Source organism: Burkholderia sp. Bp9099 (assembly GCF_003857805.1).
Lineage (GTDB): Bacteria > Pseudomonadota > Gammaproteobacteria > Burkholderiales > Burkholderiaceae > Burkholderia.
Genome location: NZ_QTPU01000009.1, coordinates 190,837 through 216,534, shown reverse-complemented (window position 1 = coordinate 216,534; position 25,698 = coordinate 190,837). Strand labels below are relative to the sequence as shown.

The following is a 25,698-nucleotide window of genomic DNA, read 5'->3' as shown; positions in this document are numbered from 1 at the left end:
GAACTTCCGAGTTCGGCCAGGAGCCGCCGCTCGGTGACGATTTGCGAGTGACCGTTTGTGAGATTGCTACGGCCATCTACAGTGAAACTGCAACCCTTGTGCTTACTAACGAATCCGGATGTTTCCTCTGTAAAAGGGCGCAGCAAACGCTTCGCTTGCTTGATACATGCGGTTTGCCCGGAGAGCGTGGCCGCCGTCGTGCAAGGCGTGCATCCCATGTGAATTTGGACAAACATTTCTGGTTTTATAAGCTTCTTTGATTTTATAATCTGGGGGCAAATCAACGTAAAGTCCACTCTAGAGTCCTAAATGCTAAACGTCCAATTGTCGTTCGACTTGCCGGCCCCATGGGATAAGAAGAAGTTCGAATTGAGTAAGCTGGGCCGACTTAACTTTCTGGTTGGCCCCAACGGCAGTGGAAAGTCAAGATTTGCTGACTCTCTAAGGCATCACCTACCAAACTGCCGGACACTTGGAACTGAGCGCCTTCAAGGATTTGAAAAGAATGCGGGAATGGGGTTTCTCGGGGATAACTTTGGTCAAGGTTTTCAAAAGTCCTATTTTGATCATTTCAAAAATGCCGGGAAAAATTTCGGTGCTGGCTTAGATGCACTAGTTTTGCTAGAAGAGCGATTGGATCTGAGATTAAAAGTGGAGGCAACACTCAGTCATCTGTTCGGAAGGACAATTTCGTTAGAATGGGATTCTGGAAATCTCATTCCTAAAGCGATGATGGAGAATTCCTCAACTAGCTATCGGCTTGACAAGGATGAATGTCATGGCATAAAGGAGTTGCTCATTCTATTGACGCACCTCTACAACGACTCAAATGAATATTTGATCATAGACGAGCCAGAACTAAATCTCCACCCTCAATATCAAACGTTTTTTGTTGAAGAATGCCGGAAGGTTGTGTCACGAGAAATCAGTGGCACTGGCTTGAAATCAATACTCTTGATTACGCACTCTCCATTTATGCTTGATTTTAGGGGTGTCGATGATATTAAATCTGTAATTTCATTTGACAGAAAATTCGACATTCCGAAGACGCTTGCAAACTGTGACGACGAGACGACAGGGAGGCTGTCATCTTTGGTCTCGCGGATTAATGTTCATCATAAGCAGTTGTTTTTCTCCGATAATCCGGTTTTTGTAGAGGGCGTTTGGGACTTTCAGATTGTCACAGCGATCCAGCAGGCACGTGGCGTCTCTGTTGCAGGCGCAGGGAGTTGCATCATATATGCGGGCGGATGCGAGGAAGTAAATAAATTCCTAGAACTCTGTATAGCATTGGGAAAGCGCGCCGCATTCCTTTACGATCTCGATAGCCTTTTTTTGGGGACTTTGCGAGCGTGCGTGAAGGGAGATAATGAGGTCATTAGTTTCTTAGCGCGAATTGGTTTGGGTGGAAACTTTGGAAGCTACTGCGGTCAGTTAGATAAAAAATTGGGTGAAGCTGTAAATGCCGTTCTCGCTGCAAACGATTTGCCTGAAACTTTGGCAGATCTCCGCACGTTTCTCAATGGATTGCGCGATGGGGACACTTGGGAAACCCGAAAGTTGCAGAGAGCGCGGGTGGCGTTACTAACAGCTCTTGGGCGTGACCGTATCAATGTTCTCGCAGTACTCGGCAACGCCCTGGTCTCAGACATAGAGGGGCGTCTCACTCAAATCGGCGCAGCATTGAGAAGTAAAAATATTCAATTACTCCTGTCCGGAGCACTTGAGAATTATCTACCTTCATATGCAGGCAGCATATTCTCGATTTCCGACGAGCAAAAAAAATTGGCCGTCGAGGCCGAACTGGATGCTCTGTCGAAACCGATGAATGACAGTGACCTTCAGGCTCGATACGGGGGACTGTTCGACGCGATCCGCGCCTTACCTTCGAAGACTCGCGTCGATTTCGATTCCGCGGCTAAAGACCACATTGCCGATTACATCCACGAGATCCAGAAGTTGGTCATGCAACATCAGACATGGACCGTGAGTGACTTCCAAGAGCGGATGCGTATATGGAGAAGTGGCGTTGAACGTCTTCTGCGACTGACGACGCTATCTCGTGTGAAAGATATTCCAAACGGGTTTCACGCCGAACTGGAATTGTTACTCGGCGACTTCGGAGCGCCGAAGAGGACTGTACGTTTCTCTCATGAAACTAATGCTGGTATGAAGCAATTTTCCATCGTGAAAGTAGGTGACAGCAACGACGACATGGGACCCTCGGATCCACGAGGCGATCTGGTGCTGAGCACGCGTCAGGCTGGCTCCGTGGGCAGCGAGTGTCCCATTTCTTTGAAGGAACAGCCTGCGGCGTGATGTTGGTGAGTGACTTGAACGGGTCGGCTACGGTCCCCGCGTCGGGCGGCAGCCGGCCAGATGCGGTCGTTCGACCGGGGCCAACGCGCATGCCGGAGCGGCGCTTGATGTCCGTACTCCAGTCACGTGCCCGTCGCGCGCTCGCCTATTGACCCATGCTGGGGAGATTGATAGGATGGCCTCACTTTCAAAACGCCCTCCCGGTCCGCCGGGAGGGCGTTTCGTTTTGGTTCCTCCAACCAAAATGGAACCCTGAAATGAAAGCCTCTCTTGAAATCCGATCTGGCTCGGACGCCGGTCTCGGGTATGTGCAGTATGGCAATGGTCCAATTCGCGTGCTGGTCATGCACGACTGGCTCGGCGACCATTCCAGTTACGATGCAGTCATACCTTGGCTCGATGGCCATTCGTTTACCTACGTTTTCGTCGATTTGCGCGGCTACGGGCAATCCATCTACCTGGACGGTGAATTCACGGTCGAGGAGATTGCGGCCGATTGCCTTATGCTCGCTGACCGACTTGGTTGGAGGCACTTCCATATCGTCGGCCACTCGATGACCGGAATGGTCACGCAACGTATTGCGGCGGACGCTCCGTCCCGCGTCATAAGCGCGATCGCCGTATGTCCCGTTTCCGCAGCTGGAAATCGGTTGAGTCCTGATGCACTGGCTTTCTTTGCAAGCACCATAAAAGACGACGATGCCCTTCGGCGGTTGTTTCGCTTCGTCACCGGAGGACTTTCCGATTCGTGGGCTGAACGCAAGGTCCGACAAAGCCGCGACACAGTCTCACCTGCCTGCCGGGCCAGATACCTCGAAATGCTCGTCACGGCAGACTTCGTCGATGACGTTCGGGGTCTTGAAACACCGTATTTGGTCATCGTCGGTGATAAGGATCCCGGACTGGATTCGGAGGCAATGGCGCGCACTTTTCTCGCATGGCATCCGAACGCAGAACTGCAAGTTATCCCCAACTGCGGTCATTACCCGATGCAGGAGTGTCCGCCATATTTCGCAACCGTTATCGAAGGCTTCTTGAAGCGCGGCGCCATTTGACTTGACTGGCCGAAGGAAAGCTGTAAGCGGACATATTCGGGCACGGGCCTGGATTGTCCGCAACGGGTCGATCTGCGCCGGTCGTGCGTCACAGGGCGGCGGCCGGCCGCGTTCGGCCAGGAAGGGTCCTTCGTTGCAGCCGGAGAACGGACGTTCGAGCGTCTACTTCGGCTCGGGCACGGTCGCTCAAATGAAACGACCAGACGAGTGCGTAGCATAATCCCCGGAGGAATCGCGGCCTGCCTCACCGAGCGCCTGTGACGATGGGGTGTTGTCGTTTCAGTATCGAAACACGTGTTGTCAAATACCGCCAGGGATGCACGATGAATCGACAGAGACTTCTCGATGCTTTGAGCACGGATCTAGCTTCAAAATCGTACGTAGCTTTACCCGTTTCCAGTGTGCCGCGTTTGCATACTACTGGCGATAGCCAACTGGCTAACGCGATTAGAGACGATCCGGAGATCGCGGCGCTCATCGATAAGTGCCTGAATCTGAGCGCATCGGCTCAACCTGTTTCCATCGACTCATTTGCGTCGTCGCTTCTTGATCACGCCGTTCGAATTGGAGTGGAGGGCGCCATTGACGCCTTGGAGTCATTTTTGACTCAGGATCACACGCCTGCGTTGGAGATTCTCCTCATTGCTGGCGTTCGAGTGCCCGAAGTTGTAGAAGTATGCGAAGGGGTGATGCTCAGTCCAGTGAGGGATGTTCCGTCTGAAAGCCTTATCCGATTTTTCGAGATGAGAAACGATTGGTCATTACAGCATTTGGTTACCGGAAATAGCCCATTTGTTTTAATCGACCACCGCGCACCAGTGACTGCAATTTGGCGAAAAATCTGCGTAAGGCCGAAATGGCTTGATGCACCGGCCTTTCCTACAGAGAACGTCGATCCAGAGCCCAAGGTTAGACTGCGGGATATTTGCAATCTACTGACCATCTGCGGCCCGTGTTCACCTGCCCCGATTCGTCATTGGATAGAGCCGGAGGATGGAATGCTATTGAAAGAGCACATCGGACGAGCATGGGCACATCCGATTGACCAGGTAAGGGTCAGGGATGAAATGAATTTGTCCGCCGAGCAGATCGATGATTTCGTTGGTATTCTCACTTCGTATTTGAACCTTGACTTACACGTCAAGCACGCAATGACTGTACCGGTGCAGCGCCTGAATCGTGCCATACGACAAACAGACCATATAGACCGTGCGCTTGATCTCGGTATTGCTTTGGAGGCTTTATTGCTATCAAAAGACCCTGATAGAATTCAACTGTCGTTACAACTTAGACTTCGTGGCGCATGGTTGTTGGGCAACACTACCGAGGAGCGCCGTGAGGTATTTGATCAATTGAAGTTGATATATGACGCGCGCTCCGGGGCTGCCCATACGGGAAAGATTGGCTCAAATCCGGGGGAAATTGCGAGAAGGCAGGCTGCAATTGATCAAGGAATAATAATATGCGCTCGAGCGATACGGAAAATCGTCGAGCGGAACGGATTCCCTGAGTGGAGGGACATCTTACTCGGCGCCGACGGCTAGCCGATCTGAGTCCACGCTTAGACTTAATCAACTGCGCGCTGTCGGGTGGCCGACGAATGGCAGCTAGAAGCTTGAAAACCGTCAACAAATTTGTGGTGGGGAAATTGCCGCAATGGGTCGATTGCGGCCTGTGGAGGCTGTAGAAAAGAACGTTCCCGGCGAGCAATTTCTTTATGTCGAGAAGTCAGAGGAGACGGAGCAGAAGTCGCTTCTGTATCAAACTGTGATCATGTTGTGAGTGATACCAATTCATTCGAACTGTTTCAAATGATCGTGTCCCGAGTCGATCAACGTCCGCGTCAGTTTGCTTTTCCTTCCGCATCTGCGCATGCAATGGCGCGGCCCGCGCAGGCAAATTGCGTTCCTATGCCTAACGGCTAACGTTCGAGCAAGTCGCAAATATTGGGCGTTAGCGATGGTCTAATAGGCAATGTCCAGTGATGATCGCGCGTGCATCGCGCGCGCGAATGGACACAACGTAACCGGTAGGCCCTATCGAAACATTGCTTTCATCGGGGCAAAAACCAAGGAGGAATCCAGACCACAAAAATACCGCAGTAAACGAGCGCGGGCCGCAAGTGCTACCAACACTCACGACCCGCTAACCAAAGCCAACTTTCAAGGAGTTGCCCATGGCTAAGCCGAATCATAAAGCACGACCACCGAAGACGGAACGTTTCGTCACGATCCAGGAAATGTGGGGTACCCCGAAAACGGACATCAAGCCGGAGAGGTTCTACCCCTACATGAAGATTGGTGGAATGTGGCTGATCGAAGATGCGTGTTTCGTACCAGGCCAGAAGGCGCGAATCGATATTGAGCCTGGCAGGCTGATCATCACGAAACTGTAAAAGGCAACGCCGCAAGACGCGGCCGCGCTGCGCGACCTCGCGCAGCGCGCCGGGCAAGGCAGGGTAGCCGCTATCAGCCGCCCCAACGCATCACCAGGCGATATAGCACGACGACCGCGACGTTCCCGCACCACCTGTAGCCGTGCAATGCGTACCGGCGCCGTTGTCGTAGAACGTCCGGGTCTCCGGTTGCGCCACCGACGGATCAAACGGATTCGGCGTACCGTGCGGCCCGCGCGCGGCATCGTAAGTCCGCGTTGGCGCATACGAGCCGCCGCTGCCGACAGGTCGCGAGCCATTTGCCCGCAGGTATTCGTTCCAGTTCTGCTCACGCTGTTCATATCCGGGCAAAGCGCGCCCGAGGCTGTCGCTCCCACCCGCGCCGAGCGCAACGCGATTCGCGGGCAATACGAAATCGGATTCGGGTACGGCCGGAGTCTGCGATTCGAGCGTATCGCCTGACACACGCACCGGCCGCGTATCAGGCGTATCGAACGGGCTGCGTTCAGCCGGCGCAGCGTACTTTACGCGTCGGGTTGCGCGTGCCGAGCGCTCATCATCGCGAGCCACGGCCCGACGTTCCAAACGAAACACGTTGGCACCGCCCGAGCGATCGACCAGCGAATCGCGGCCCGAGGCGTCGACGGTAGAAACAGAAAGCGCACACGCGAGCGCGGCGGCGGAAGAAAGACGGAAGGGATGATTCATATGCGATCCGAAGCAGGTGATGTGCATTGAAAAAACGGCAGATCACTGGCTGGCGAGACTGAGCGACGGACGGGCGTTGAAGCGGCCCTGAAGCGACGGCGAAGCGCGGCGGGCGCGGTTCGCGGGAAGGCTGGCTGGATTGCAGAGGCGAGTTCGCATTATTTCATAAAAATAACAACCAGCTTTCGTTATGGCCGTAAACGTCAGCATATAGAAGGATTAACCGATCCAACCCGCCGCCCCGCGTTGGTGCACGCCCACGCAATCCTCAGTCGATTGATTTAAAACACACCGACCCCTAAAAACAAAAAATCCCACAATCCACGACCACCAATCGCCGCAAATCCCCACCCATCAAGGCACAACGCTACGAACCCACCCAAAATCGCAACCCAATTGCACCCACCGCAAACGTTCTCCACCAGCCCGAGTTGCTCCCAAATCGCCACCTCGCCCCAGCCGAGTTTCTCCGTGTTTTCCCTCATAGAAGCGGCATTTTTGACAGACGATTTAAAAACCCCCATATAATTTCGACTGCCTTGCCAACGGCTGTCGGACCATCCCTCCGAACAAGCAGTTGGCAAGCGGGGCAGGCGAAACGCTTGCGCAATGCAAGACGCATCACGATGTCTTTCCGAACCAGACGTCCCCCTTGGGGGACTGCAAGAGCCGGGCCCCGCTACGCAACATCCATCCGCAGGTCCGTCTTCATGTGTCTCGGGCGTGTCCCATGTCCTCGCCCCGGGTGCTGTTCGATTGCGCAAGTCATGCCGCCTTTGCCCGTATGACTAAACAACATCGAGGAGCTCCCAGATGACGCTGTCCCGTCTTACGTCCATTTCCGTCGCCGCCGTGCTGTTCGCCGCCGGCGCCGCCGCCGCGCAAGCGGAAACCGTGAAGATCGCCATCGCTGGTCCGATGAGCGGCTCGGTCGCCCAATACGGCGACATGGTGAAGGCCGGCGCGCTGACCGCGATCGAACAGATCAACGCGGCAGGCGGCGCGGGCGGCAACAAGTTCGAAGTCGTGCAGATGGACGACGCATGCGAACCGAAGCAGGCCGTCGCCGTCGCCAACAAGATCGTCAGCCAGAAGATCAAGTACGTGATCGGCCACGTGTGCTCGGGTTCGACGATCCCCGCCTCCGACATCTACGAGAACGAAGGCATCGTGATGGTCACGCCGTCGGCCACCGCGCCGCAGCTGACGGAAGGCAAGAAGCGCCACTTCATCTTCCGCACGATCGGCCGTGACGACCAGCAAGGCCCGGCCGCCGCGCACTACATCATCAACAACGTGAAGCCGAAGAAGGTCGCGATCCTGCACGACAAGCAGTCGTACGGCCAGGGCATCGCGTCGTCGGTGAAGAAGGACCTCGAAGGCGCGAAAATCCCGGTCGTGCTGTTCGAAGGCATCAATGCCGGCGATTCGGACTACTCGGCGATCATCACGAAGCTGAAGTCGCAAGGCGTCGACTTCGTCTACTTCGGCGGCTACCACCCGGAAATGGGCCTGCTGATGCGCCAGGCGCGCGAGCAGGGCGTGAAGGCGACGTTCATGGGCCCCGAAGGCGTGGGCAACAAGGACGTGACGGCGATCGCCGGCCCGGCTTCGGAAGGCATGCTCGTCACGCTGCCGGCCGACTTCTCGGCCGACCCGGCCAACTCGGCGCTCGTGAAGGCGTTCGCGGACAAGAAGCGCGACCCGAACGGCCCGTTCCAGATGCCGTCGTACGCAGCGGTGAAGATCATCGCCGACGCGATCGCCGGCGCGAAGACGACCGACCCGACCAAGGTCGCCGCGTACATGCACAAGACGACGTTCGACACGCCGATCGGCAAGGTCGCGTATGACGCCCAGGGCGACCTGAAGGCGTTCAAGTTCGTCGTCTACACGTGGCACAAGGACGCGACGAAGACCGCCGCCAAGTAATCCGGCGTACCCGCCCGCGCGCCCGCCCTGTCCGAGACCCGGACGGGGCGGGCGTGCATTCGCGCCGCGCATGACCGCATTGCGCGGCCGACGGGCGGCCCGAGACGACACCGTGCGTTGCGCGCGGCCGACCGCCGTGATCCGGCGACGGCACGCGACGCAGCGCCAACGGGAGCTTCCCGCACATGACTGACTTCTTTCCTCAATTCGCCCAGCAGCTGGTCAACGGCCTGACGCTGGGTGCGATCTATGCGTTGATCGCCATCGGCTACTCGATGGTCTACGGCATCATCGGCATGATCAACTTCGCCCACGGTGAGATCTACATGATCGGCGCATACGTGGGCCTCGTGACCCTCACCGCCATCGGCATCTCCGCCGGCTATCCGCTGCCGCTCGTGCTCGGCGCCGCGCTGATCGTGTCGGTGCTCGTCACCGGCCTGTACGGCTTCGCGGTCGAGCGCGTTGCCTATCGCCCGCTGCGCGGCGGCCCGCGCCTCGTGCCGCTGATCTCCGCGATCGGCATGTCGATCTTCCTGCAGAACTACGTGCAGATCGGCCAGGGCGCGCGCGACGTGTCCGTGCCGGTGCTGATCTCCGGCGCATTCGACATCCATCTCGGCGGCGACTACGACGTGACGATTCCGTATGCGCGTCTGCTGATCGTCTGCGTGACGGTCGTGCTGATGATCGCGCTCACGCTGTTCATCTCGCATTCGCGGATGGGCCGTGCGTGCCGCGCGTGCGCCGAAGACATGAAGATGGCGAACCTGCTCGGCATCGACACGAACCGCGTGATCTCGTTCACGTTCGTACTCGGCGCGATGCTGGCGGCCGTCGGCGGCGTGCTGATCGGGCTGACGATCGGCAAGCTGAACCCGTATATCGGCTTCGTCGCGGGCATCAAGGCGTTCACCGCCGCGGTGCTGGGCGGGATCGGCAGCATCCCGGGCGCGATGCTCGGCGGCGTGCTGCTGGGCCTCGCCGAAACCTTCGCCGCAGGCTACATGCCGGCCGAGTACAAGGACGTGGTCGCGTTCGGCCTGCTCGTGCTGATCCTGCTCTTCCGCCCGACCGGCCTGCTCGGCAAGTCGGACATCGAAAAGGTCTGAGGGAGACGCAGATGAGTCAAGTCATTTCCGTTCGCCGCCCGGCCGCCGACGCGTCGGTCGGCCAGGCGCTGAAGAACGCCGCGGCCGCCGCGCTGCTGACGGCGATCCTCACGATTCCGGTGCTCGGCCTGCAGCTGAAGCTCGACGGCTATCAGGTGGTGCTCACGCCGCACTGGCGTCCGGTGTGGATCGCGGTCGCGGCCGTGTTCCTGTTCCAGCTGTTCAAGCCGTGGCTCGTGCGCGCGAAATCGGCGGTGAAGCTGCCGGCGATGCCCGCGATGGGCGCGCAGCAGCAGCGCGTGATCATCTGGGTGCTGCTCGCGGTCGGCCTCGTGTGGCCGTTCTTCGGTTCGCGCGGTGCCGTGGACGTCGCGACGCTCGCGCTGATCTACGTGATCCTCGGCCTCGGGCTGAACATCGTGGTCGGTTTCGCGGGGCTGCTGGATCTCGGTTATGTCGGGTTCTACGCGGTCGGCGGCTATACGTACGCGATGCTGAACCAGTATTTCGGGCTGTCGTTCTGGGAGTGCCTGCCGATCGCGGCGATCGCCGCGGCGACGTTCGGCTTCCTGCTCGGCTTCCCGGTGCTGCGTCTGCGCGGCGACTATCTCGCGATCGTCACGCTCGGCTTCGGCGAAATCATCCGCCTGCTCGCGAACAACCTGACGAGCCTCACCGGCGGCCCGGACGGCATCTCGAGCATTCCGAAGCCGACGGTGTTCGGCTTCGAGATGGCGCGCTCGGCGAGCGTCGAAGGCGCGAAGACCTTCCATGAACTGATCGGGCTGGAATACAGCGGCGAGCACATGGTGATCTTCCTGTACCTGATCGCGCTGGTGCTGGTCGGCTTCACGCTGTTCGTGACGAGCCGCCTGATCCGCATGCCGATGGGCCGCGCGTGGGAAGCGCTGCGCGACGACGAGATCGCCTGCCGCTCGCTGGGTCTCAACCCGACGCGCATCAAGCTGTCGGCGTTCACGCTCGGCGCGGCGTTCGCGGGCATCGGCGGCGCGTTCTTCGCGGCGCGCCAGGGCCTCGTGAATCCTGAATCGTTCACCTTCATCGAGTCGGCGCTGATCCTCGCGATCGTCGTGCTCGGCGGGATGGGCTCGCAGCTCGGCGTGATTCTCGCGGCGATCCTGCTGACCGTGCTGCCGGAAGTCGCGCGCGGCTTCGCCGAGTACCGGATGCTGATCTTCGGTCTGGTGATGGTGTTGATGATGATGTGGCGTCCGCAGGGCCTGCTGCCCGCGAGCCGTCCCCACGTGGAGCTGCCGCAATGAGCGCGAATACGGAACTGTTGAAGGTCGCCGGGCTGCAGATGCGCTTCGGCGGGTTGCTCGCGGTGGACGGCATCGATTTCGACGTGCGCCGCAACGAGGTGTTCGCGATCATCGGGCCGAACGGCGCGGGCAAGACCACGGTGTTCAACTGCGTCGGCGGCTTCTACAAGCCGACCGGCGGCGACGTCGTGCTCGACGGCCACGCGATCGCGGGGCTGCCGAGCCACCAGATCGCGTTGAAGGGCCTCGTGCGCACGTTCCAGAACATCCGCCTGTTCAAGTCGCTGACGGTGGTCGAGAACCTGCTCGTCGCGCAGCACCGCAAGGTGAAGTCGGGGCTGTTGCCGGGCCTGTTCTCGACGCCCGCGTATCGTCGCGCCGAGAAGGAAGCGCTCGAACGCGCGGCCGTGTGGCTCGACCGGATGGGGCTGAAGTCGGTCGCCAACCGGCAGGCGGGCACGCTGTCGTACGGGCACCAGCGGCGCCTGGAGATCGCGCGCTGCATGATCACCGAGCCGCGCCTGTTGATGCTGGACGAACCGGCGGCCGGTCTCAACCCGCAGGAAAAGATCGAGCTGCAGCACCTGATCGACAAGCTGCGCCACGAGTTCGGCGTGTCGGTGCTGCTGATCGAACACGACATGAGCCTCGTGATGGGCGTGTCGGACCGCATCCTCGTGATGGAGCACGGCCGGCCGATCGTGATCGGCACGCCGGAAGCGGTCCGCAACGACCCGCGCGTGATCAAGGCGTATCTGGGGGAAGAGTGATGCTGAAGCTGGAACAGGTCCATACGCACTATGGCGCGGTCGAGGCGCTCGCGGGCGTGTCGATCGAGGTGAAGAAGGGCGAGATCGTCACGCTGATCGGCAGCAACGGCGCCGGCAAGACGACGCTGATGATGACCGTGTGCGGCACGCCGCGCGCGTCGTCGGGCCGCGTGCTGTTCGAGGGCAACGACATCACCGCGATGTCGACGCACCAGATCATGCGGCAGGGGATGGCAATCTCGCCGGAAGGACGGCGCGTGTTCCCGAGCCTGACGGTGCTCGAGAACCTGAAGATGGGCGGGTTCTTCGCGAGCCGTCATGAAATCGACGACGGCATCGAGCACGTGTTCAAGCTGTTTCCGCGCCTGAAGGAACGCGCGGCGCAGCGGGCCGGCACGATGTCGGGCGGCGAGCAGCAGATGCTGGCGATCGGCCGGGCGCTGATGAGCAAGCCGCGCCTGCTGCTGCTCGACGAGCCGACGCTCGGCCTCGCACCGCTCGTGATCGCGCAGATCTTCGACATCATCCGGACGATTCGCGACGAGGGTGTCACGGTGTTCCTGGTCGAGCAGAACGCGAACAAGGCGCTGGGTGTGGCCGATCGCGGCTACGTGCTCGAAACGGGGCGCGTGGTGCTCGCCGACACGGGCGCGAACCTGCTGGCGAACGACCGGATCAAGCAGGCGTATCTCGGCGGTTGACGAGAGAAGGCCGCCGGCCTGCAATGGGCCGGCGGTTTACGGGAATTGTGTAGCCGATTCGGCTTCGATCGTAGCAATTTCGACTACACCTGGCGAAGCACTCGGATCGACGCAAAATCACTACGGCGACGCGAAACACCTCTATCAGCAGCGGTTCGGCCTCGACCTGCTGATGACTCTTCTACCCTAGCTGATCCTGAACGTGCTTTTCAGCACGTCGCGCAAATGCAGCGCGGCGCGATTGCTGTCGTCCGTGAGGATCGTGATCAGGTGCGGCGGCAGATCCGGCAGCGCGATCCCCGCGACGTTGCTCGTCAGGTTGCCGGACACGCGGTCGTGCTCGATGATGCCGACCGCGAGGCCATTCGCGATGCACGCTTCGACCGCCGGCGAACTCGCGCTCTCGAGCAGCATCCGGTGCGCGATCTTCGCCTTCTTCAGCGCGTTCAGCGCGGTGTCGCGGTACGGACATCCCTGCAGCTGCACGGCGATCGGCAGCGGCGCGTCGGGATTGAACTTGAAGGTGCGCGCGGCGACCCACACCGGATGGGTCTTGCTGAGCAGTTCCGCGTGCGGCAGCGCTTTCGGCACGACGGCAATCGTGATGTCGAGCTGGCCGCGGGAAAACAGCTGCTGCAGTTCCTCGCTGGAGCGCGCTTCGACGGTCAGTTCGAGCAACGGCCGGTCGGCGGCGAAGCGCGGCAGGAATTCCGCCATGAAATGCGCGGCATACGAATCGGGGATACCGAGCCGCAACTTGCCGGTCAGGATCTGCGGCGACAGCGATTCGACCAGCCGGTCGTGGCTCGACAGAAACTCGGTGGTGTCGCCGAGCAGCTTGTGGCCGAACTGCGTGAGCTCGACGGCCTGGTTGTTTCGCGTAAACAGCCGCTGCGCGACCATCTCCTCGAGCTTCTGGATCTGTGCCGTGACCGACGACGGGCTGCGATTCACATACGCGGCCGCATCCTTGAAGCGGCCGAGCTTCGCGACGGCGTGGAAGGTACGCAGCAGGTCGACGTCCAGAGTGCGCGGCATGATTTTGATTTTCCGAATCAGTGATTCAGGTAATGTCGATTGACGGAATTATTGCGCCTCCCTATCCTCGGGTCAACAGGCGGACGACGGCAGGCATTCGATCGAGCGTGACACGTATCCCGGGGAACGATTCATGTCTATCAATGATTTTGTAGTGGATGCATTGGTGCGGGACAGGAAGCTGAAGGCGGAGTCGGTATGGACGGTCGAGAATCACGAGAAGTATTCGACGTTGCAGCGCACGGACGATGCCGCGCGGCAACGCGAGGCGGGGCGTGAAGTCTTCGCCTTGATGCGGAACCTGAACGAATTGGGGGTTCGGAGTCCTGCATTATGTGCGGATCGCAACGGAAAAGGATCGTTGCGGGAAGCGATCGGTGCGTTGAGCGAGCGTCTCGCCACGTTGTCGCGCGGCCGCCATGTTCACTACATCGAACTCGGGCCCGAGCCGGTCAAGACGACCGAACTGATGAAGGGCGTCAGCGGCGGCGGCCCGGACCATCTGCGCTACACGGCGGTCGACATCAACGAGTCGTCGGAACACGCGATGCGCGACGCGATCATGCCGTTCCTGAAGACGCCCGGCTGTTTCAACTACATCGCCGACGACTACCGGAACGTGCAATGGAACCACATCGATCTGGGCCAGGACATGACCTTCATCACGATGCTCGGGTTCCAGGAAGGCAACGAGTTGCCGGTGACGATCGGCCGGCTGATCCGCAATCTCGGCGGCAAGTCGACCTACGTGGTGTCGGAGATGCAACTGTTCGTGGAAGGCCGCGAAGCGCACATCTACGACTTCTACCGCAACGAGAACATGGTGCGGTTTTCCGAAGTCGTCAGCCGGCAGCAGGGCTTCGAGCCGCACGGCGAGCATGACGTGTCGATCGTCCGGCTGAACCTGCTGGGCGATCAGTTCCACGTCGCGGTTACGCTGCAGCCGGTGTCGAAGGCCGGCGTCCACGGGCATCTGATCACCAACGTCTGTCTGAAATACACGCCCGAGCAATTCCGCCACGTGCGCAGCAGCCACGGCAACTGCCGGGTGATCGACGAGCTGCGCAGCGGGGACGGCAGCGTCGTGTACCAGATTGCGCAGTTCAAGGGCTAGCACCCCGGGGCCGCAACGACGAGAGCGAGGCACGCGATGAGCAAGGGAAATGCACTGCCGGTGTTTGCGCGCGGGTTCGATCGGGTGAGGCTTGCGCTGCGGACCTCGCTGGCCGGCGACGCGAATGTCGTGGACGACACGGTTACCGTTGCGGAACGGATGCGCTGGACGAGCGGCTTCCTGCGCGACGGCTATCAGGTGCGGTATCGCCGCAACCTCGACGATCTCGGCTATCGCGACGTGCCGATGCGCGGCACGCAATCGAACGCGCTCAACGCTGTGTGCAGCCTGCGCGGGTTGTTCTCCGACGAAGCGGTTCACGCGTTGCGCGAGATCGGCCGCACGCTGGAACGCAGTGCGTCGCACAGCAACTGGATCATCTCGAAGCGGGTGCGTGCGGTGACGAACCGCTCGCGCTTCATCGACGCCATGATGCACGACCGCGCGTTCCTGCTGCGGCTGTCGCGTCTGGCCGGCGCGCCGTTGATCCCGTATCCGATGATCAATGCGCGCTCGCAGTTCAACTATTACTACCCGACGCGCGAGCGCGACGACAAGGAACAGGTCGGCATGTGGCACACCGACGGCACCAGTTTCGTGCTGAACATCGTGCTGTCGGATCGATCCGAATACGAGGGCGGAAACTTTCTGTTTTACGAATCGACTGCCGAGACGTTCGATCGGCACGATCGCGAACGCGCGCATGTGAAGACGGCGGATTTGAGCCAGGCGGGCGACGCGCTGCTGATCTACGGCAGCAAGCTGTTTCATGGCGTCGAACCAGTCGAGGCAGGGCGGCGCATGTCGCTGGTGCTGTCGTTTCATTGCCCGTATACACGCGAAGACGACAACGGCTTCTGGCATCTCGCGTCGGACGACGGCATCTCGCGCACGGTCGTCAACTGGCTGGCACTGCAACGCAGCCTTCGCGACGACGCGGCGATGCAGTACCTTCGCCTCGGTCTCGAACCGATCCGGTTCGAAGACCTGGGCGACGCGCGCACATCCACGGCCACGTTCTGAGGAGCGACGTTCCGATGCAGCTCTTCCTGATCCAGCTCGTTTTCGTGTTGTCGTGGAGTTCCGGCTTCATCGGCGCCAAGCTCGGCGCGGAGACGGCCGGCGCATTCAACCTGCTGTTCTGGCGTTTTCTGCTCGTCACGCTCTGTCTGGCGATCGTCCTCAACAGGCGGCTCGGGCGCCTGACGCTGGAGAAGATCCGCTATCACGCGGTGATCGGCTTTCTGTCGCAGTTCCTCTACCTGGCCTGCGTCTACGTCGCGATCCAGCATGGGCTGCCGCCGGGCATCGCGGCGATCGTCGCGGCGTTGCAGCCGCTCATCACGGCGGCGATGACGACGTTCGAAGGCAGCGAGCGCAGCGGCGCGCGCCAGTGGGCCGGGCTCGTGCTCGGATTCATCGGCGTCGGCATCGTGATCGGCGGGCAATACGCGCTGCCGACCGAATCGGTCGGCATCGTCATGTACCTGCTGCCGCTGGTGTCCGCGCTGGGGCTGTCGATCGCGACGATCTATCAGCGGCGGCGCGCGCTCACGACGGTGCGCAGCAACGAGGACGGGTTGTTTCTGCCGCTGTTCGTGCAGGGGTGCGTGAGCCTCGTGCTGTTCGCGGCATGCGGGCTCGTCACCGGCGATCTGCATGTGCCGACGCAGCCGAACGTCTGGTTGTCCGTCGTGTGGCTGACGGTGTTCTCGACGTTCATGGCTTACCTGACGTTATGGGCGCTGCTCAAGCGCATGCCCGCGACGCGCGTGGCGACGCTCGTCTATCTCGAACCGCCCGTGACGCTGACCTGGGCCGCGTGGATGTTCGGCGACCGGATTCCGGTGACGACCTATCTCGGCATCGTCGTCGTCGCGCTCGGCGTGTGGCTCGCCAGCAAGCATGGCGAACGGTTCGGCCGGACGCGTCGGCCAGGCATGGAAGCGGCCCGCGGCAGCGAGCCGGACGCCGGGTTCACGCGTGCAACGCCAGACCCTTCACGGCTTTATCCACGGCCTTCTTCGGCCCGTGCAATGCAAGGCCGACCAGATCGAGATTCGTCGCGTCCCCGGCGCGAAACACTTTGCGATTGGCCGCGTCGTGCCCGGTCGAGAACATCGCGCGCACGTACGGCACGATCCTGACTTCGCGCGACAGCGCGTGCCGATGCGCGGCCTGCAGGCCGTCGAGATCGGCCGCGAACACCAGCATCGGCTGGCCGAACATGCGGCCGTAGCGATTCCCGGCCGCATCCTCGTAAGGCTCGCCGAGCGCTTCGGGCGCGCCGGCCGCGACGCCCGTCGCGAGAAATGCGACCACGTTGAGTTTCTGCCACGCCGCGAGATCGTCGCGCACGATCAATGCCACTTTCGTATCGAACATGAGTGCTCCTCGTTGAAGCGCTCATGATCGGATGGCCGGCGCGATCAGTCTGGAACGTTTGTGCACATCCGCCGATAGGCGGCCGGCGTCATCCGGTACGCGCGGCGGAACCAGCGGCCGAGGTGACTCTGGTCGGCGAAGCCGACGTCCGCGGCGGCCTGCGCCGGCGTGCGGCCCGCCGCGAGCAGCCGGCGCGCCGCGCGCAGGCGCAGGCGAACCAGGTACGCGTGCGGCGACGTGCCGTACGCGCGCTGGAACAGCCGTGTGAGCCGGAAGCGATCGATGCCGGCCCGCTCGGCGAGTTCGTCGAGGCCGAGGTTGCCGTCCAGATGCGCGTGCAGCAGGTCGCGCACGCGCACGATCGCCGGCGGCACGGTGCCCGTGCTCGCGTCGGCGCTTGCCGCGACCGACTCGCGCAACTGACCGCCGAGGCGCATGAGGAGACGGTCGAGCGTCTGGTCGCGCGCGAGCTTGCCTTCGTTGCCGTGGATCGCGAGAAACGCGTGGCGGATCGCGTCGACGAGGCTGCGATCGTCGACGAGCGTATGGCCGAACGCGGCTTCGACGCCGCTCAGGCCGGGAAGATCGATTCGGCGGGCCGCACGTTCGACCCACGCCTGCGGCAGGTACAGCATCGAGTAGGTGAAGCCGCCGGCTTCCGGCGCATGGCCGTCGTGCAGCGCGCCCGGCTCGATCAGGATCGCGCGGCCCGGCACGCTCGTGTGCAGCGACCGATGACACTGGAAACGCTGCACGCCTTGTTCCGTGAAGCCGATCAGCATGTCGTCGTGATCGTGCGGATCGTACGCATGCCCGCTGAAATGCGCGCGCAGGCTTTCGATCCCCGTTTCCGGATCGCGGCGCGCGACGAGCCAGTGTTCGTTCGTGCCGTTGTCGTTTGCCGCGCTTGCCATCGCTCGCCTCGCTGCCCGTCGTCGTTGCCTGCCGGATAGTGTACGCAGATCGTACGCGCTTCGTGCGGCAGCGACGGGCGGCGGGGTTACAGCGCGCGTGCGATCGCCTGTTCCAGCAGCGACAGCCCGAGATCGATTTCCGCTTCGCTGACGGTCAGCGGCGGCGCGATCCGGAACACGCCGCCCATGCCGGGCAACTGCACGATGTTCATGCTGAGCCCGAGGTTCATGCATTCGCGCGTGATCTTCGCGCCAAGGCCGTCCGCCGGCTCCTTCGTCCGCCGGTCCTTGACGATCTCGACGCCGAGCAGCAGGCCGCGCCCGCGCACGTCGCCGATGCAGTCGAAGCGCTCCATCAGGTCGAGCAGCCCGCGCCGCAGCCGGTCGCCCATCACGTTCGCCCGCTGGACGAGGCCGTCGCGCTGCACCACGTCGAGCACGCGCAGGCCGACCGCGGCCGGCAGCGGGTCCGACACGTGCGTCGTGTAGAACAGGTAGCCGAGTTCGTGCGCGCGTTCCTCGATCCGCGCGGACGTGACGACCGCCGCGAGCGGCAGCCCCGCGCCGAGCGTCTTCGACAGCGTGAGGAGGTCGGGCGTCACGCCGTCGCGCTGGCACGCGAACATCGTGCCGGTGCGCCCGACGCCGGTTTGCGCTTCGTCGAGGATCAGCAGCATCCCGCGCTCCTCACACTTGCGCTTGAGCGCCGCCATGTAGCCTTCCGGCAGTTCGATGATGCCGCCCGAACTGAGGATCGGCTCCGCGATGAACGCGGCGAGGTTGCCGCTCGACTGGCGATCGATCAGGTCGAATGCGTAGTCGAGTTCGGCGAGATAGTCATAAGTGCCGTTGCGCTCGAAGCGCGGACGGTACGTGAACGGCGCCGGAATCGCGAACGAGCCGACGGCGGCCGGGCCGACGCCCTTGCGGCCGGCGCTGTACGTGGCGGATGCCGCCGCGCCCGTCATCCCGTGCCACGACTGCGCGAAGCCGACGATCTCGTACTTGCCGGTGACGAGCTTCGCCATCCGGATCGCCGCTTCGTTCGACTCCGCGCCGGTGCTCAGCAGCAGCGCGCGATCGAGCCCGGGCGGCGTGAGGTCGGCGAGGCGCGTCGCGAGGTCGACGACGGGGCGCGACAGCATCCCGCTGAACAGGTGATCGAGCTTGCCCGCGTATTCGTTGATGACGGAGACGATCTCCGGATGGCTGTGCCCGAGCACCGCGCTCATCTGGCCCGACGTGAAATCGAGGATCGCGCGGCCGTCCGCGTCGTAGACGAAGCTGCCTTGCGCGCGCTCGATGATCATCGGCTCGAACGTGCCGCCGTAGCGGATCAGGTGCTGCCTGGCGTTGTGCCAGAAGGTTGCGTCGTCGTTCAGGGACATCGGGCTTCTCCGGACAAGGGCCAAGGATCGCTTGCAGTCTAGGCGCCGGTCTGGTTTTATGGAAACGAATAGTTCTTATGCAAGGTAGAAAAGGAGCTAATACCTTGGCACGTTCGCTCGAAATCGACCTGCTGCGCTCGTTCGTCGTCATCGCCGAAGTGCGCTCGCTCAGCCGCGCGGCGGCGCGGGTCGGCCGTACGCAGTCCGCGCTCAGCCAGCAGATGCGGCGGCTCGAGGAAAGCGTCGACCAGCCGCTGTTCCAGCGCACCGGGCGCGGCGTGCTGCTCACGCATCCCGGCGAGCGGCTGCTCGTGCATGCGCAGCGCATCCTGCGGCAGCACGACGAGGCGATGGCCGACCTGTGCGGCACCGGGTTGTCGGGCACGATCCGGTTCGGCTGCCCGGACGATTACGCGGGCGTGTTCCTGCCGTCGCTGCTGCGGCAGTTCTCGAGCCAGCATCCGCAGGCGATCGTCGAAGTCGTGTGCGGGCCGACGCCGCGCTTGCTCGAACAACTCGACAAGCGGGCGGTCGATCTGGCGATGGTGTCCGTGCCGGACGATGGCTCGGACGGCGACTTCATCCGCCGCGAGCAACTGGTCTGGATCGGTTATCCGGGGCTCGATGCGGCGCGGTTCGATCCGTTGCCGCTCGCGCTGTCCGATCCCGATACGCTCGATCATATTGCGGCCGGTGAGGCGCTGCGTCGCGCCGGCCGCGATTATCGCGTCGCGTATGCGAGCAGCAGCCTCGCGGGGCTGACCGCGCTGGTGCGTTCAGGGCAGGCGTTCGCGGTGATGACGCAGACGGCGGTGCCGGCGGATCTCGCGATCCTCGCCGGCGATCGCGGATTGCCGCCGCTGCCGGCGGTCGGCATTACGCTGCGGTTCGACCGGAAGCGGCCGTCGCATCTGACGGCGGCGTTCGCGGAGCATATTCGGTTGACGCTGCCGTTGTTGTGAGGCATGGCGTGTGGTTGCCATGACCTCATGCTCCGATACTGATTGGCTAAACCGAATGTCGAGTCCGGCGCGCTTCGCGATTACATGCACGTGCCGCACGATGTCTCGCGCCGGCATGACGAATCGTAAGCCGGTCTGTATCACCGATACAACTTCGGCCCGCGACCCGTCCTACGATGTCCTCAGGGCTTCTGTCCGATTTACGCGCACCGACGGCGAAATAGACGTCCAAGCGAGCGAAATGATCGTCGGGGTCCCAACACGAAGCCGGCCGCCCCACCTTGCTCGCGCAAGATGACGCAGTGTCCGGCGCCGCGACCTCGAATGCGGCATTGCCAGTGCGTTCCGGATCCACGGGATGCCGTTCGGGCGATGTTGCCGGCGCCTTGACGGGAAGTCGTCGCTCAGGATGATGCTGCCGCCGCCGTCAATCGTCCGGCATCAACGATGTTCGACGCGAAGCCTGCGGCGGAAGTCGGCGCGCGTCACGTTGCTGGTCCGCGGGATGCGGCGCGACACGATACTTCGACACGCGTCGAAACGAGACGCGGCGGGACTCCGATATAGTCGGGCATCGAACACGATGCTGGCCGTCATGCGCAGGTCGACCCTGCCTGGAGATTCCGATGAATGATTCCGTCGATGCCGACATGAACCGTATTTTCACCGCGTGGCACGACACGGTGCGCAAGCGCGACCTTGCGGGAACGGCTGCGCTTTATGCCGAGCGCGCGGTACTCGAAACGCCGCTCGCGCTGGCTGTTTATCCGGAGCGGAACAGCGGGTTGGTGGTCGGGCGCGACGCGATCCTGACGTTCTTCGAGGACAGCATCCGCAAGTTTCCGGGCGACCTCGCACAGTGGTACCGCACGGGTGTCTATTTCGTCAACGGAAAGCAGCTCACGTGGGAATATCCGCGCGTCGCGCCGGCCGGTGATCAGGTCGATCTTATGGAGATGATGGACATCGATGACGGTCAGATCGTCAGCCACCGCGTGTACTGGGGCTGGTACGGCGTCAGATTGCTCGGCGGCGCGCTGGCCGCGGCGAACGCCGGTGTATCGCGATAGACGAGACTGATGTAACCCATGGAAAACGCACGAGTAGCGAGCGATGTGCGCGGGCGGCGCCGGCTGGTCATCGTCGGAGGGGGCGCGAGCGGCGTCGCCGCGTTCGCGGCAGCGGTCCGATTCGGCGTCGCGCAGTCGATCGACATCGTCGATCCGCTCGGAATCGGGCAGGGCGTTGCGTTCTCCGCGCTCGATCCGGCGCTGCTGTGCAATACGTCGGTCGAGACGATGTCGATGCTCGACGACGATCCGGACGATTTCCGCGCCTATTTGCTATCCATCGGCGTGTCCGTGTCGCGCGACGCGTTCGTCCCGCGTCGCTATGTGTCGGGCTATCTGGTTGCGTGCCATGCGCGCTTCAGCCAGCAGGCCCGCGACGCGGGTATCGATCACCGTCTGGTGAGAGCCGGCGCGCGGCATGTCGAAAGAATGGCGGCGGGCGGCTACCGTTGCTGGCTGGACGACGATACGGCGCTCGACGCGACTGACGTGCTCGTGTGTACGGGTAACGGCGAATCGGCCATACCGGAGCCCGTGAAGGCGCACGTCGGCGCGCCGCGAATTTTCGCGCGGTTTTATCCGGAAAGGGCGGTGCTCGCGCAGCTCGCGCCGCAATCGCGCGTGCTCGTGCTGGGCAGCCGGCTGACGGCGGTCGACGCGGCGTTGCTGCTGTGCCGGAGCGGTCATTCGGTCGTCATCGCGTCGCCGTCGGGCCGATTGCCGGCGGTGCGCACGGCGACGACGCGCGTGGCACCGATACCGGTCGACACCGCCGCGTACGCCCGTCTCGACCTGAACTCGAGCGCATTGTCGTGGCGTCTGATGCGCATCATCGCGCGGTCGGCGCGCGCGGTGCGCGGGCGCGCGCTGCGCGACCAGGTGGTGCGGCTGCGCGATCCGGTCGAACGACTGCGGCGCGAAGTGACGCTGGCACGCGACGGCGCGACGGACTGGCAACACATTCTGGTGGCGAACATGGACGCGGCGGAAGCGCGCCTGCGCAGCGAACCGCCGGCGCATCAGAAGCTGGCGATCGACGCGTGCTCGCGCGCGATGGGCCGATATCTGTTCGCATGCCCGCTCGGGAATGGCGAGAAACTGCTCGGCTTTGTGGAGCAAGGGCGGCTGCGCGTCCAGGCTGGCGTGCCGGCGGCGCTGCACGAGGTCGGCGGGCGCTGGCGGATCGACTGGCAGGATGGTGCGTCGGAAACATACGACGCGGTGGTGTGCGCGACCGGCTTCCAGAAGGCGCCTCTGCGCGCGAGCGAACACGCGCTGGCGTTGTCGGCCGATGCGGATGTCACGGGCGGCGTGCCGCGCGTGTCGCACGACCTCCGGGTCTGGCTCGCGGGCGCCGCGCGGCCGGAGCGAATCTGGACGCTCGGCGTCGCGTCTTATGCCGGCGCACCGCTGATCAACGCGGTTTATCAGGCTGCGCGACAGGCGGGCGAGCTGTGCCGGCGCTGGCGCGCCGACGACCAACGCCTTGATGAACGAAATGCCGTTGCAACGGAGGCAGGATGAAACTGTATGGCGACCGCGGGTCGAGCAACACGCGGCGGGTATTGACCGTCGTGATGCACGAGTCGCTCGACGTCGAATTCACGCCGATCAACTTGTTCGCCGGCGAGAATCGCACGGAGGCCTATCTCGCACTCAATCCGAACGGAACCATTCCGACTCTGACCGACGGTGATGTCGCGCTGTTCGAGGCGTCGGCGATTGCCATTTACCTGGCCGAACGGTCTGGCTCGTCATTATGGCCGGCAGGCACGGCACGCGTCGACGTGCTCAAATGGATGTTCTGGGCCGCCGAGCATTTCCGGCGCGGGCCCTCGGTGCTGATCGACGAGCGCTTCATCCACCGGCTGCAGGGACGAGAGGAAGACCCGGTGCTGGTGGCCGACGCACTGCGATCGATTCGCCGGTATGCGCAGGTGCTCGACGACCATCTCCGCGATCGCACGTTCGTGGTCGGCGACGTGCCGACGCTGGCCGACATCGATCTCGCCGCGCCATTCAGCCACGTGCCGCGTACTCGCGCGCCGTTCGGCGACTACCCGCATCTGTCCGCGTGGCATGCTCGGTTGCTGGACGCGATACCCGCGTGGCGCCGGACAGGTGAGGATCTGGAGCAGCGCATCGTGGAAATCGAGGCGGCTTTCGTGTCCGGCGCTTACCGCCGCCAGCCGGCGTTGCAGGCGGCCGACGCGTCTGCGTGATGCCGCCGGTGCGGCCTGCCGGTCAGGCCGTCTCGCGATATTCGGCGAACCGCGGCGCACCCCGCTGTGCCTGCGCGTCAAGTTCGGTGTTGCGCTCGATGCCGAAGTGTTCACGCAGCGCGTCCCAGCCGGCCGGCGTCACGGCGACGACGCGGGTCTCATGACCGCGGGTCATCCATCCCCACGTGCAGAATGCGTTCATCAAATGGGCGCCGAGCGCGCCGGCAATATGATATTGCCGCTCGGTCCAGTCGAGGCAACGGTGCGCGTGTCCTGCCTGATTGGCGAACGGGCCGCCGACGTCGAGGCCGAGTTGCTGCAGCCACGAATGCCCGCTCGGTGTGAGTTCGTACGCGTATTCGCCGTGCTCGACGAGGTAGCCGCGCTCGAGCATGCGCTGCGTGACGGCAACGCCGATCTGGCCGGCGAGATGATCGTAGCAGCACCGCGCAAAGCGCAATTCCCGTGCGGAACGATTCGGCGTCGTGCGCCATGCCCGTGAGACGGGGCCGACGGACGCGAGGCTCTCGAGCACGCGGGGAACGTGCGGGCCGGCCAGGCTGTAGTAGCGGTGCCGGCCCTTGCTTTCCACCTTCAGCAGGCCGCCGTCAAGCAGTTTTGCGAGGTGCGAGCTCGCCGTCTGTGCGGTGACGCCGGCGGCTTCCGCAAGCGCGCTCGCCGAGCGGGCACAACCGTCCGTCAGCGTGATGAGGATTACTGCACGAACGGGCTCCGCGATCAAATGGGCCACGGTTGAAATATTGTGCTGACTCACTGTTTCTCTCCGGTTCTATTTATTGTCTTCTTCGTATCGCGAACCGACGTTCGATCCGGCACACTTCGATACGCTCCGAAGCATTGTCGATGGCCCCACGCTTATAGTCAACACGCTATTCCGTAGGGGGCCTCATTCACGTGAATGAAACAATCGCATACAAGAAAAGCGTGCTGTTGGCAACGAGCCTCAGCTATGTCGTCGTCATACTCGACACGTCGATCGTCAACGTTGCGCTCGCGCGGATCGCGGCAACACTCGGCTCCGATGTATCGGGGCTGCAGTGGGTCGTCAATGCCTACACGCTGACGTTCGCGAGCCTGCTGCTGACGGGAGGCTTGCTCGGCGATCGTCTCGGCGCGAAGAACGTGTACCTGACCGGCTTGCTGGTGTTTGCAGCCGCGTCGGCGTTGTGCGGCGCCGCGCCCGATCTCGCGACGCTGGTCATTGCGCGCGTGCTGCAGGGTGTCGGCGCCGCGCTGCTCGTGCCGTGTTCGCTGACGCTGATCACCTCGGCGTATCCGGACGCGCAGGAGCGGGCCGGGGCGATCAGCGTCTGGGCCGGTTGCGGCGGCATCGCGATGGCGGCCGGCCCGCTCGCGGGCGGTCTGCTGATTCACTGGTTCGGATGGCGAAGCATCTTTTTCGTGAACGTTCCGCTCGCCGTTTGCGGTGCGTGGCTGACGACGCGCGTTCCTCGCGCATCGCATCGCCAGGGGGGGGCGCATATGGATTTTGCCGGCCAGGTGGCGGCGATCATCGCGCTCGGGAGTTCGGTTGCGATCCTGATCGAGGGCGCGAAACTGGGATGGGGATCGACGCCGATTCTCGGCGGCATCGTGCTGGCCGTCGCGGCCTGGACCGGCTTCGTCACGATCGAGCGCCGCCGCGCGCAGCCGATGCTTCCGCTCGGCCTGTTTCGTCTTCCGGTGTTTTCCGCGTCGGTGTTCGTCTCACTGGTGTCGGCGTTGATTTTCTACGGATTGCTGTTCCTGCTCAGCCTGTATTTCCAGGAGAACCGCGGCTGGCCGCCGTTGCAGACCGGTCTCGCATTTCTGCCGCTCACCGTGCTGGTGACGGCCGGCAGTTTCTCGGCAGGCCGGTTGTGCCGGTCGTTCGGCGCGCGCCGGGTCGTGGTCGCGGGATTCCTGCTCTACGCAGCGGGTTTCGCGGGGTTGCTGGCGTTGGCGAGCGATGCGCCGTACTGGCGCGTGGCGTTGTGTTTTCCCGCGGTCGGATTCGGCTCGGGCGTGATCACGCCGGCCGTCACGGCCGCGATGATGGGCGCCGTCGAGAAGAGTCGTGCGGGCATCGCGGCTGGCGTGCTCAATGCGAGCAGGCAAAGCGGCTCCGCATTCGGCGTGGCGATCTTCGGCGCACTGATGAGCACCGCACAGACCCCGGGCGCAGGCGTGCGTGTCGCGATCTTCGTGGCGATCGGGCTGTCGCTGGCGGCGGCTGGATGCTGGCGTGTCACGCTCGTGCGAGCAGTCCGCGAGCCGAAACCAGCAATCTGATTCCATTCACTCGAGCAATTCAACCGGATCGCCGTCGG

23 protein-coding genes and 1 pseudogene are annotated in these 25,698 nt (G+C 62.6%); 17 read left to right on the top strand and 7 right to left on the bottom strand.

The window, feature by feature from the left end:
* Positions 1–309 precede the first annotated feature (309 nt).
* From DIE17_RS12720 to DIE17_RS12705, 4 genes are all read left to right on the top strand, one after another.
* Positions 310–2,319 (top strand): ATP-dependent endonuclease, encoded by a 2,010-nt coding sequence (locus DIE17_RS12720; RefSeq protein WP_124920917.1) that lies wholly within the window; start codon positions 310–312, stop codon positions 2,317–2,319.
* Between the two features lie 257 nt (positions 2,320–2,576).
* Positions 2,577–3,374, top strand: a complete 798-nt coding sequence (locus DIE17_RS12715) for an alpha/beta fold hydrolase (RefSeq protein WP_124920916.1) — start codon at positions 2,577–2,579, stop codon at positions 3,372–3,374.
* 323 nt (positions 3,375–3,697) lie between these two features.
* The gene (locus DIE17_RS12710) at positions 3,698–4,918 is read left to right on the top strand and encodes a HEPN domain-containing protein (protein ID WP_124920915.1); all 1,221 of its coding nucleotides are present in this window, start codon (positions 3,698–3,700) and stop codon (positions 4,916–4,918) included.
* Between the two features lie 632 nt (positions 4,919–5,550).
* Complete coding sequence (locus DIE17_RS12705; RefSeq protein WP_124920914.1) at positions 5,551–5,769, top strand: hypothetical protein; 219 nt, start codon at positions 5,551–5,553, stop codon at positions 5,767–5,769.
* A 90-nt stretch (positions 5,770–5,859) separates the two neighbouring features.
* On the opposite strand, the gene DIE17_RS12700 is transcribed toward DIE17_RS12705, so the two are convergent.
* Both DIE17_RS12700 and DIE17_RS37215 read right to left on the bottom strand, forming a co-directional pair.
* Positions 5,860–6,477: a hypothetical protein gene (locus DIE17_RS12700; RefSeq protein ID WP_260439224.1), complete on the bottom strand. Its 618-nt coding sequence runs from the start codon at positions 6,475–6,477 to the stop codon at positions 5,860–5,862.
* A gap of 281 nt (positions 6,478–6,758) precedes the next feature.
* Positions 6,759–7,001, bottom strand: coding sequence for a hypothetical protein (locus tag DIE17_RS37215; RefSeq protein WP_148095664.1), 243 nt, complete (start codon positions 6,999–7,001; stop codon positions 6,759–6,761).
* Between the two features lie 289 nt (positions 7,002–7,290).
* Here DIE17_RS37215 and DIE17_RS12695 point away from each other — a divergent pair, with 289 nt between their 5' ends.
* The 5 genes from DIE17_RS12695 to DIE17_RS12675 all read left to right on the top strand — a co-directional run bounded on the left by DIE17_RS12695 (position 7,291) and on the right by DIE17_RS12675 (position 12,275).
* Positions 7,291–8,409 carry a branched-chain amino acid ABC transporter substrate-binding protein gene (locus DIE17_RS12695; RefSeq protein ID WP_124920912.1) on the top strand — a complete coding sequence of 373 codons (1,119 nt, stop codon included), beginning with the start codon at positions 7,291–7,293 and terminating at the stop codon, positions 8,407–8,409.
* Between the two features lie 185 nt (positions 8,410–8,594).
* On the top strand, positions 8,595–9,521 hold the full coding sequence (gene livH / locus DIE17_RS12690; protein WP_044846846.1) for a high-affinity branched-chain amino acid ABC transporter permease LivH: 927 nt from the start codon (positions 8,595–8,597) through the stop codon (positions 9,519–9,521).
* Between the two features lie 11 nt (positions 9,522–9,532).
* Complete coding sequence (locus DIE17_RS12685; protein ID WP_124657681.1) at positions 9,533–10,804, top strand: high-affinity branched-chain amino acid ABC transporter permease LivM; 1,272 nt, start codon at positions 9,533–9,535, stop codon at positions 10,802–10,804.
* Complete coding sequence (gene livG / locus DIE17_RS12680) at positions 10,801–11,574, top strand: high-affinity branched-chain amino acid ABC transporter ATP-binding protein LivG (protein WP_044846848.1); 774 nt, start codon at positions 10,801–10,803, stop codon at positions 11,572–11,574. The genes DIE17_RS12685 and livG overlap by 4 nt, the downstream gene beginning before the upstream one ends.
* Positions 11,574–12,275 (top strand): ABC transporter ATP-binding protein, encoded by a 702-nt coding sequence (locus DIE17_RS12675; RefSeq protein ID WP_044846849.1) that lies wholly within the window; start codon positions 11,574–11,576, stop codon positions 12,273–12,275. Before livG ends, DIE17_RS12675 begins: the two co-directional genes overlap by 1 nt.
* Positions 12,276–12,461: 186 nt before the next feature.
* Here the strand turns inward: DIE17_RS12675 and DIE17_RS12670 are convergent, their stop codons facing one another.
* Complete coding sequence (locus DIE17_RS12670; RefSeq protein WP_124485249.1) at positions 12,462–13,313, bottom strand: LysR substrate-binding domain-containing protein; 852 nt, start codon at positions 13,311–13,313, stop codon at positions 12,462–12,464.
* Between the two features lie 133 nt (positions 13,314–13,446).
* Here DIE17_RS12670 and DIE17_RS12665 point away from each other — a divergent pair, with 133 nt between their 5' ends.
* From DIE17_RS12665 to DIE17_RS12655, 3 genes and pseudogenes are all read left to right on the top strand, one after another.
* Positions 13,447–14,427: a hypothetical protein gene (locus DIE17_RS12665; protein WP_124920911.1), complete on the top strand. Its 981-nt coding sequence runs from the start codon at positions 13,447–13,449 to the stop codon at positions 14,425–14,427.
* 36 nt (positions 14,428–14,463) lie between these two features.
* On the top strand, positions 14,464–15,450 hold the full coding sequence (locus tag DIE17_RS12660; protein ID WP_124920910.1) for a 2OG-Fe(II) oxygenase: 987 nt from the start codon (positions 14,464–14,466) through the stop codon (positions 15,448–15,450).
* Positions 15,451–15,464: 14 nt separating this feature from the next.
* A pseudogene (locus tag DIE17_RS12655) lies at positions 15,465–16,268 on the top strand (DMT family transporter); the annotation flags it as partial.
* 136 nt (positions 16,269–16,404) lie between these two features.
* On the opposite strand, the gene DIE17_RS12650 reads toward DIE17_RS12655, so the two are convergent.
* The 3 genes from DIE17_RS12650 to DIE17_RS12640 all read right to left on the bottom strand — a co-directional run bounded on the left by DIE17_RS12650 (position 16,405) and on the right by DIE17_RS12640 (position 19,114).
* The gene (locus DIE17_RS12650; RefSeq protein ID WP_124920909.1) at positions 16,405–16,812 is read right to left on the bottom strand and encodes a DUF2000 family protein; all 408 of its coding nucleotides are present in this window, start codon (positions 16,810–16,812) and stop codon (positions 16,405–16,407) included.
* A 44-nt stretch (positions 16,813–16,856) separates the two neighbouring features.
* Positions 16,857–17,726 carry an AraC family transcriptional regulator gene (locus tag DIE17_RS12645; protein WP_124920908.1) on the bottom strand — a complete coding sequence of 290 codons (870 nt, stop codon included), beginning with the start codon at positions 17,724–17,726 and terminating at the stop codon, positions 16,857–16,859.
* Positions 17,727–17,812: 86 nt separating this feature from the next.
* Positions 17,813–19,114: an aspartate aminotransferase family protein gene (locus DIE17_RS12640; RefSeq protein ID WP_124920907.1), complete on the bottom strand. Its 1,302-nt coding sequence runs from the start codon at positions 19,112–19,114 to the stop codon at positions 17,813–17,815.
* A 77-nt stretch (positions 19,115–19,191) separates the two neighbouring features.
* On the opposite strand from DIE17_RS12640, the gene DIE17_RS12635 reads away from it, so the two are divergent.
* From DIE17_RS12635 to DIE17_RS12620, 4 genes are all read left to right on the top strand, one after another.
* On the top strand, positions 19,192–20,076 hold the full coding sequence (locus DIE17_RS12635) for a LysR family transcriptional regulator (RefSeq protein WP_185735367.1): 885 nt from the start codon (positions 19,192–19,194) through the stop codon (positions 20,074–20,076).
* A gap of 626 nt (positions 20,077–20,702) precedes the next feature.
* A complete protein-coding gene (locus DIE17_RS12630; RefSeq protein ID WP_124891735.1) occupies positions 20,703–21,146 on the top strand; it encodes a nuclear transport factor 2 family protein in 444 nt (147 codons plus the stop codon).
* Between the two features lie 18 nt (positions 21,147–21,164).
* A complete protein-coding gene (locus tag DIE17_RS12625; protein WP_124891736.1) occupies positions 21,165–22,670 on the top strand; it encodes an FAD/NAD(P)-binding protein in 1,506 nt (501 codons plus the stop codon).
* Positions 22,667–23,368, top strand: coding sequence for a glutathione S-transferase family protein (locus DIE17_RS12620; protein ID WP_124891737.1), 702 nt, complete (start codon positions 22,667–22,669; stop codon positions 23,366–23,368). Before DIE17_RS12625 ends, DIE17_RS12620 begins: the two co-directional genes overlap by 4 nt.
* A 22-nt stretch (positions 23,369–23,390) precedes the next feature.
* On the opposite strand, the gene DIE17_RS12615 is transcribed toward DIE17_RS12620, so the two are convergent.
* On the bottom strand, positions 23,391–24,119 hold the full coding sequence (locus DIE17_RS12615) for a helix-turn-helix transcriptional regulator (protein WP_260434322.1): 729 nt from the start codon (positions 24,117–24,119) through the stop codon (positions 23,391–23,393).
* 194 nt (positions 24,120–24,313) lie between these two features.
* Between DIE17_RS12615 and DIE17_RS12610 the strand changes: the two genes are divergently transcribed.
* A complete protein-coding gene (locus tag DIE17_RS12610; protein WP_260439223.1) occupies positions 24,314–25,660 on the top strand; it encodes an MFS transporter in 1,347 nt (448 codons plus the stop codon).
* Positions 25,661–25,698 lie beyond the last annotated feature (38 nt).

What these genes read in the sequence shown, in the direction of transcription:
- DIE17_RS12720 (WP_124920917.1), top strand. Translation starts at nt 310, where the DNA reads ATGCTAAACGTCCAATTGTCGTTCGACTTGCCGGCCCCATGGGATAAG.
- DIE17_RS12715 (WP_124920916.1), top strand. Translation starts at nt 2,577, where the DNA reads ATGAAAGCCTCTCTTGAAATCCGATCTGGCTCGGACGCCGGTCTCGGG.
- DIE17_RS12710 (WP_124920915.1), top strand. Translation starts at nt 3,698, where the DNA reads ATGAATCGACAGAGACTTCTCGATGCTTTGAGCACGGATCTAGCTTCA.
- DIE17_RS12705 (WP_124920914.1), top strand. Translation starts at nt 5,551, where the DNA reads ATGGCTAAGCCGAATCATAAAGCACGACCACCGAAGACGGAACGTTTC.
- DIE17_RS12700 (WP_260439224.1), bottom strand. Translation starts at nt 6,477, where the DNA reads ATGAATCATCCCTTCCGTCTTTCTTCCGCCGCCGCGCTCGCGTGTGCG.
- DIE17_RS37215 (WP_148095664.1), bottom strand. Translation starts at nt 7,001, where the DNA reads ATGGGGGTTTTTAAATCGTCTGTCAAAAATGCCGCTTCTATGAGGGAA.
- DIE17_RS12695 (WP_124920912.1), top strand. Translation starts at nt 7,291, where the DNA reads ATGACGCTGTCCCGTCTTACGTCCATTTCCGTCGCCGCCGTGCTGTTC.
- livH (WP_044846846.1), top strand. Translation starts at nt 8,595, where the DNA reads ATGACTGACTTCTTTCCTCAATTCGCCCAGCAGCTGGTCAACGGCCTG.
- DIE17_RS12685 (WP_124657681.1), top strand. Translation starts at nt 9,533, where the DNA reads ATGAGTCAAGTCATTTCCGTTCGCCGCCCGGCCGCCGACGCGTCGGTC.
- livG (WP_044846848.1), top strand. Translation starts at nt 10,801, where the DNA reads ATGAGCGCGAATACGGAACTGTTGAAGGTCGCCGGGCTGCAGATGCGC.
- DIE17_RS12675 (WP_044846849.1), top strand. Translation starts at nt 11,574, where the DNA reads ATGCTGAAGCTGGAACAGGTCCATACGCACTATGGCGCGGTCGAGGCG.
- DIE17_RS12670 (WP_124485249.1), bottom strand. Translation starts at nt 13,313, where the DNA reads ATGCCGCGCACTCTGGACGTCGACCTGCTGCGTACCTTCCACGCCGTC.
- DIE17_RS12665 (WP_124920911.1), top strand. Translation starts at nt 13,447, where the DNA reads ATGTCTATCAATGATTTTGTAGTGGATGCATTGGTGCGGGACAGGAAG.
- DIE17_RS12660 (WP_124920910.1), top strand. Translation starts at nt 14,464, where the DNA reads ATGAGCAAGGGAAATGCACTGCCGGTGTTTGCGCGCGGGTTCGATCGG.
- DIE17_RS12650 (WP_124920909.1), bottom strand. Translation starts at nt 16,812, where the DNA reads ATGTTCGATACGAAAGTGGCATTGATCGTGCGCGACGATCTCGCGGCG.
- DIE17_RS12645 (WP_124920908.1), bottom strand. Translation starts at nt 17,726, where the DNA reads ATGGCAAGCGCGGCAAACGACAACGGCACGAACGAACACTGGCTCGTC.
- DIE17_RS12640 (WP_124920907.1), bottom strand. Translation starts at nt 19,114, where the DNA reads ATGTCCCTGAACGACGACGCAACCTTCTGGCACAACGCCAGGCAGCAC.
- DIE17_RS12635 (WP_185735367.1), top strand. Translation starts at nt 19,192, where the DNA reads ATGCAAGGTAGAAAAGGAGCTAATACCTTGGCACGTTCGCTCGAAATC.
- DIE17_RS12630 (WP_124891735.1), top strand. Translation starts at nt 20,703, where the DNA reads ATGAATGATTCCGTCGATGCCGACATGAACCGTATTTTCACCGCGTGG.
- DIE17_RS12625 (WP_124891736.1), top strand. Translation starts at nt 21,165, where the DNA reads ATGGAAAACGCACGAGTAGCGAGCGATGTGCGCGGGCGGCGCCGGCTG.
- DIE17_RS12620 (WP_124891737.1), top strand. Translation starts at nt 22,667, where the DNA reads ATGAAACTGTATGGCGACCGCGGGTCGAGCAACACGCGGCGGGTATTG.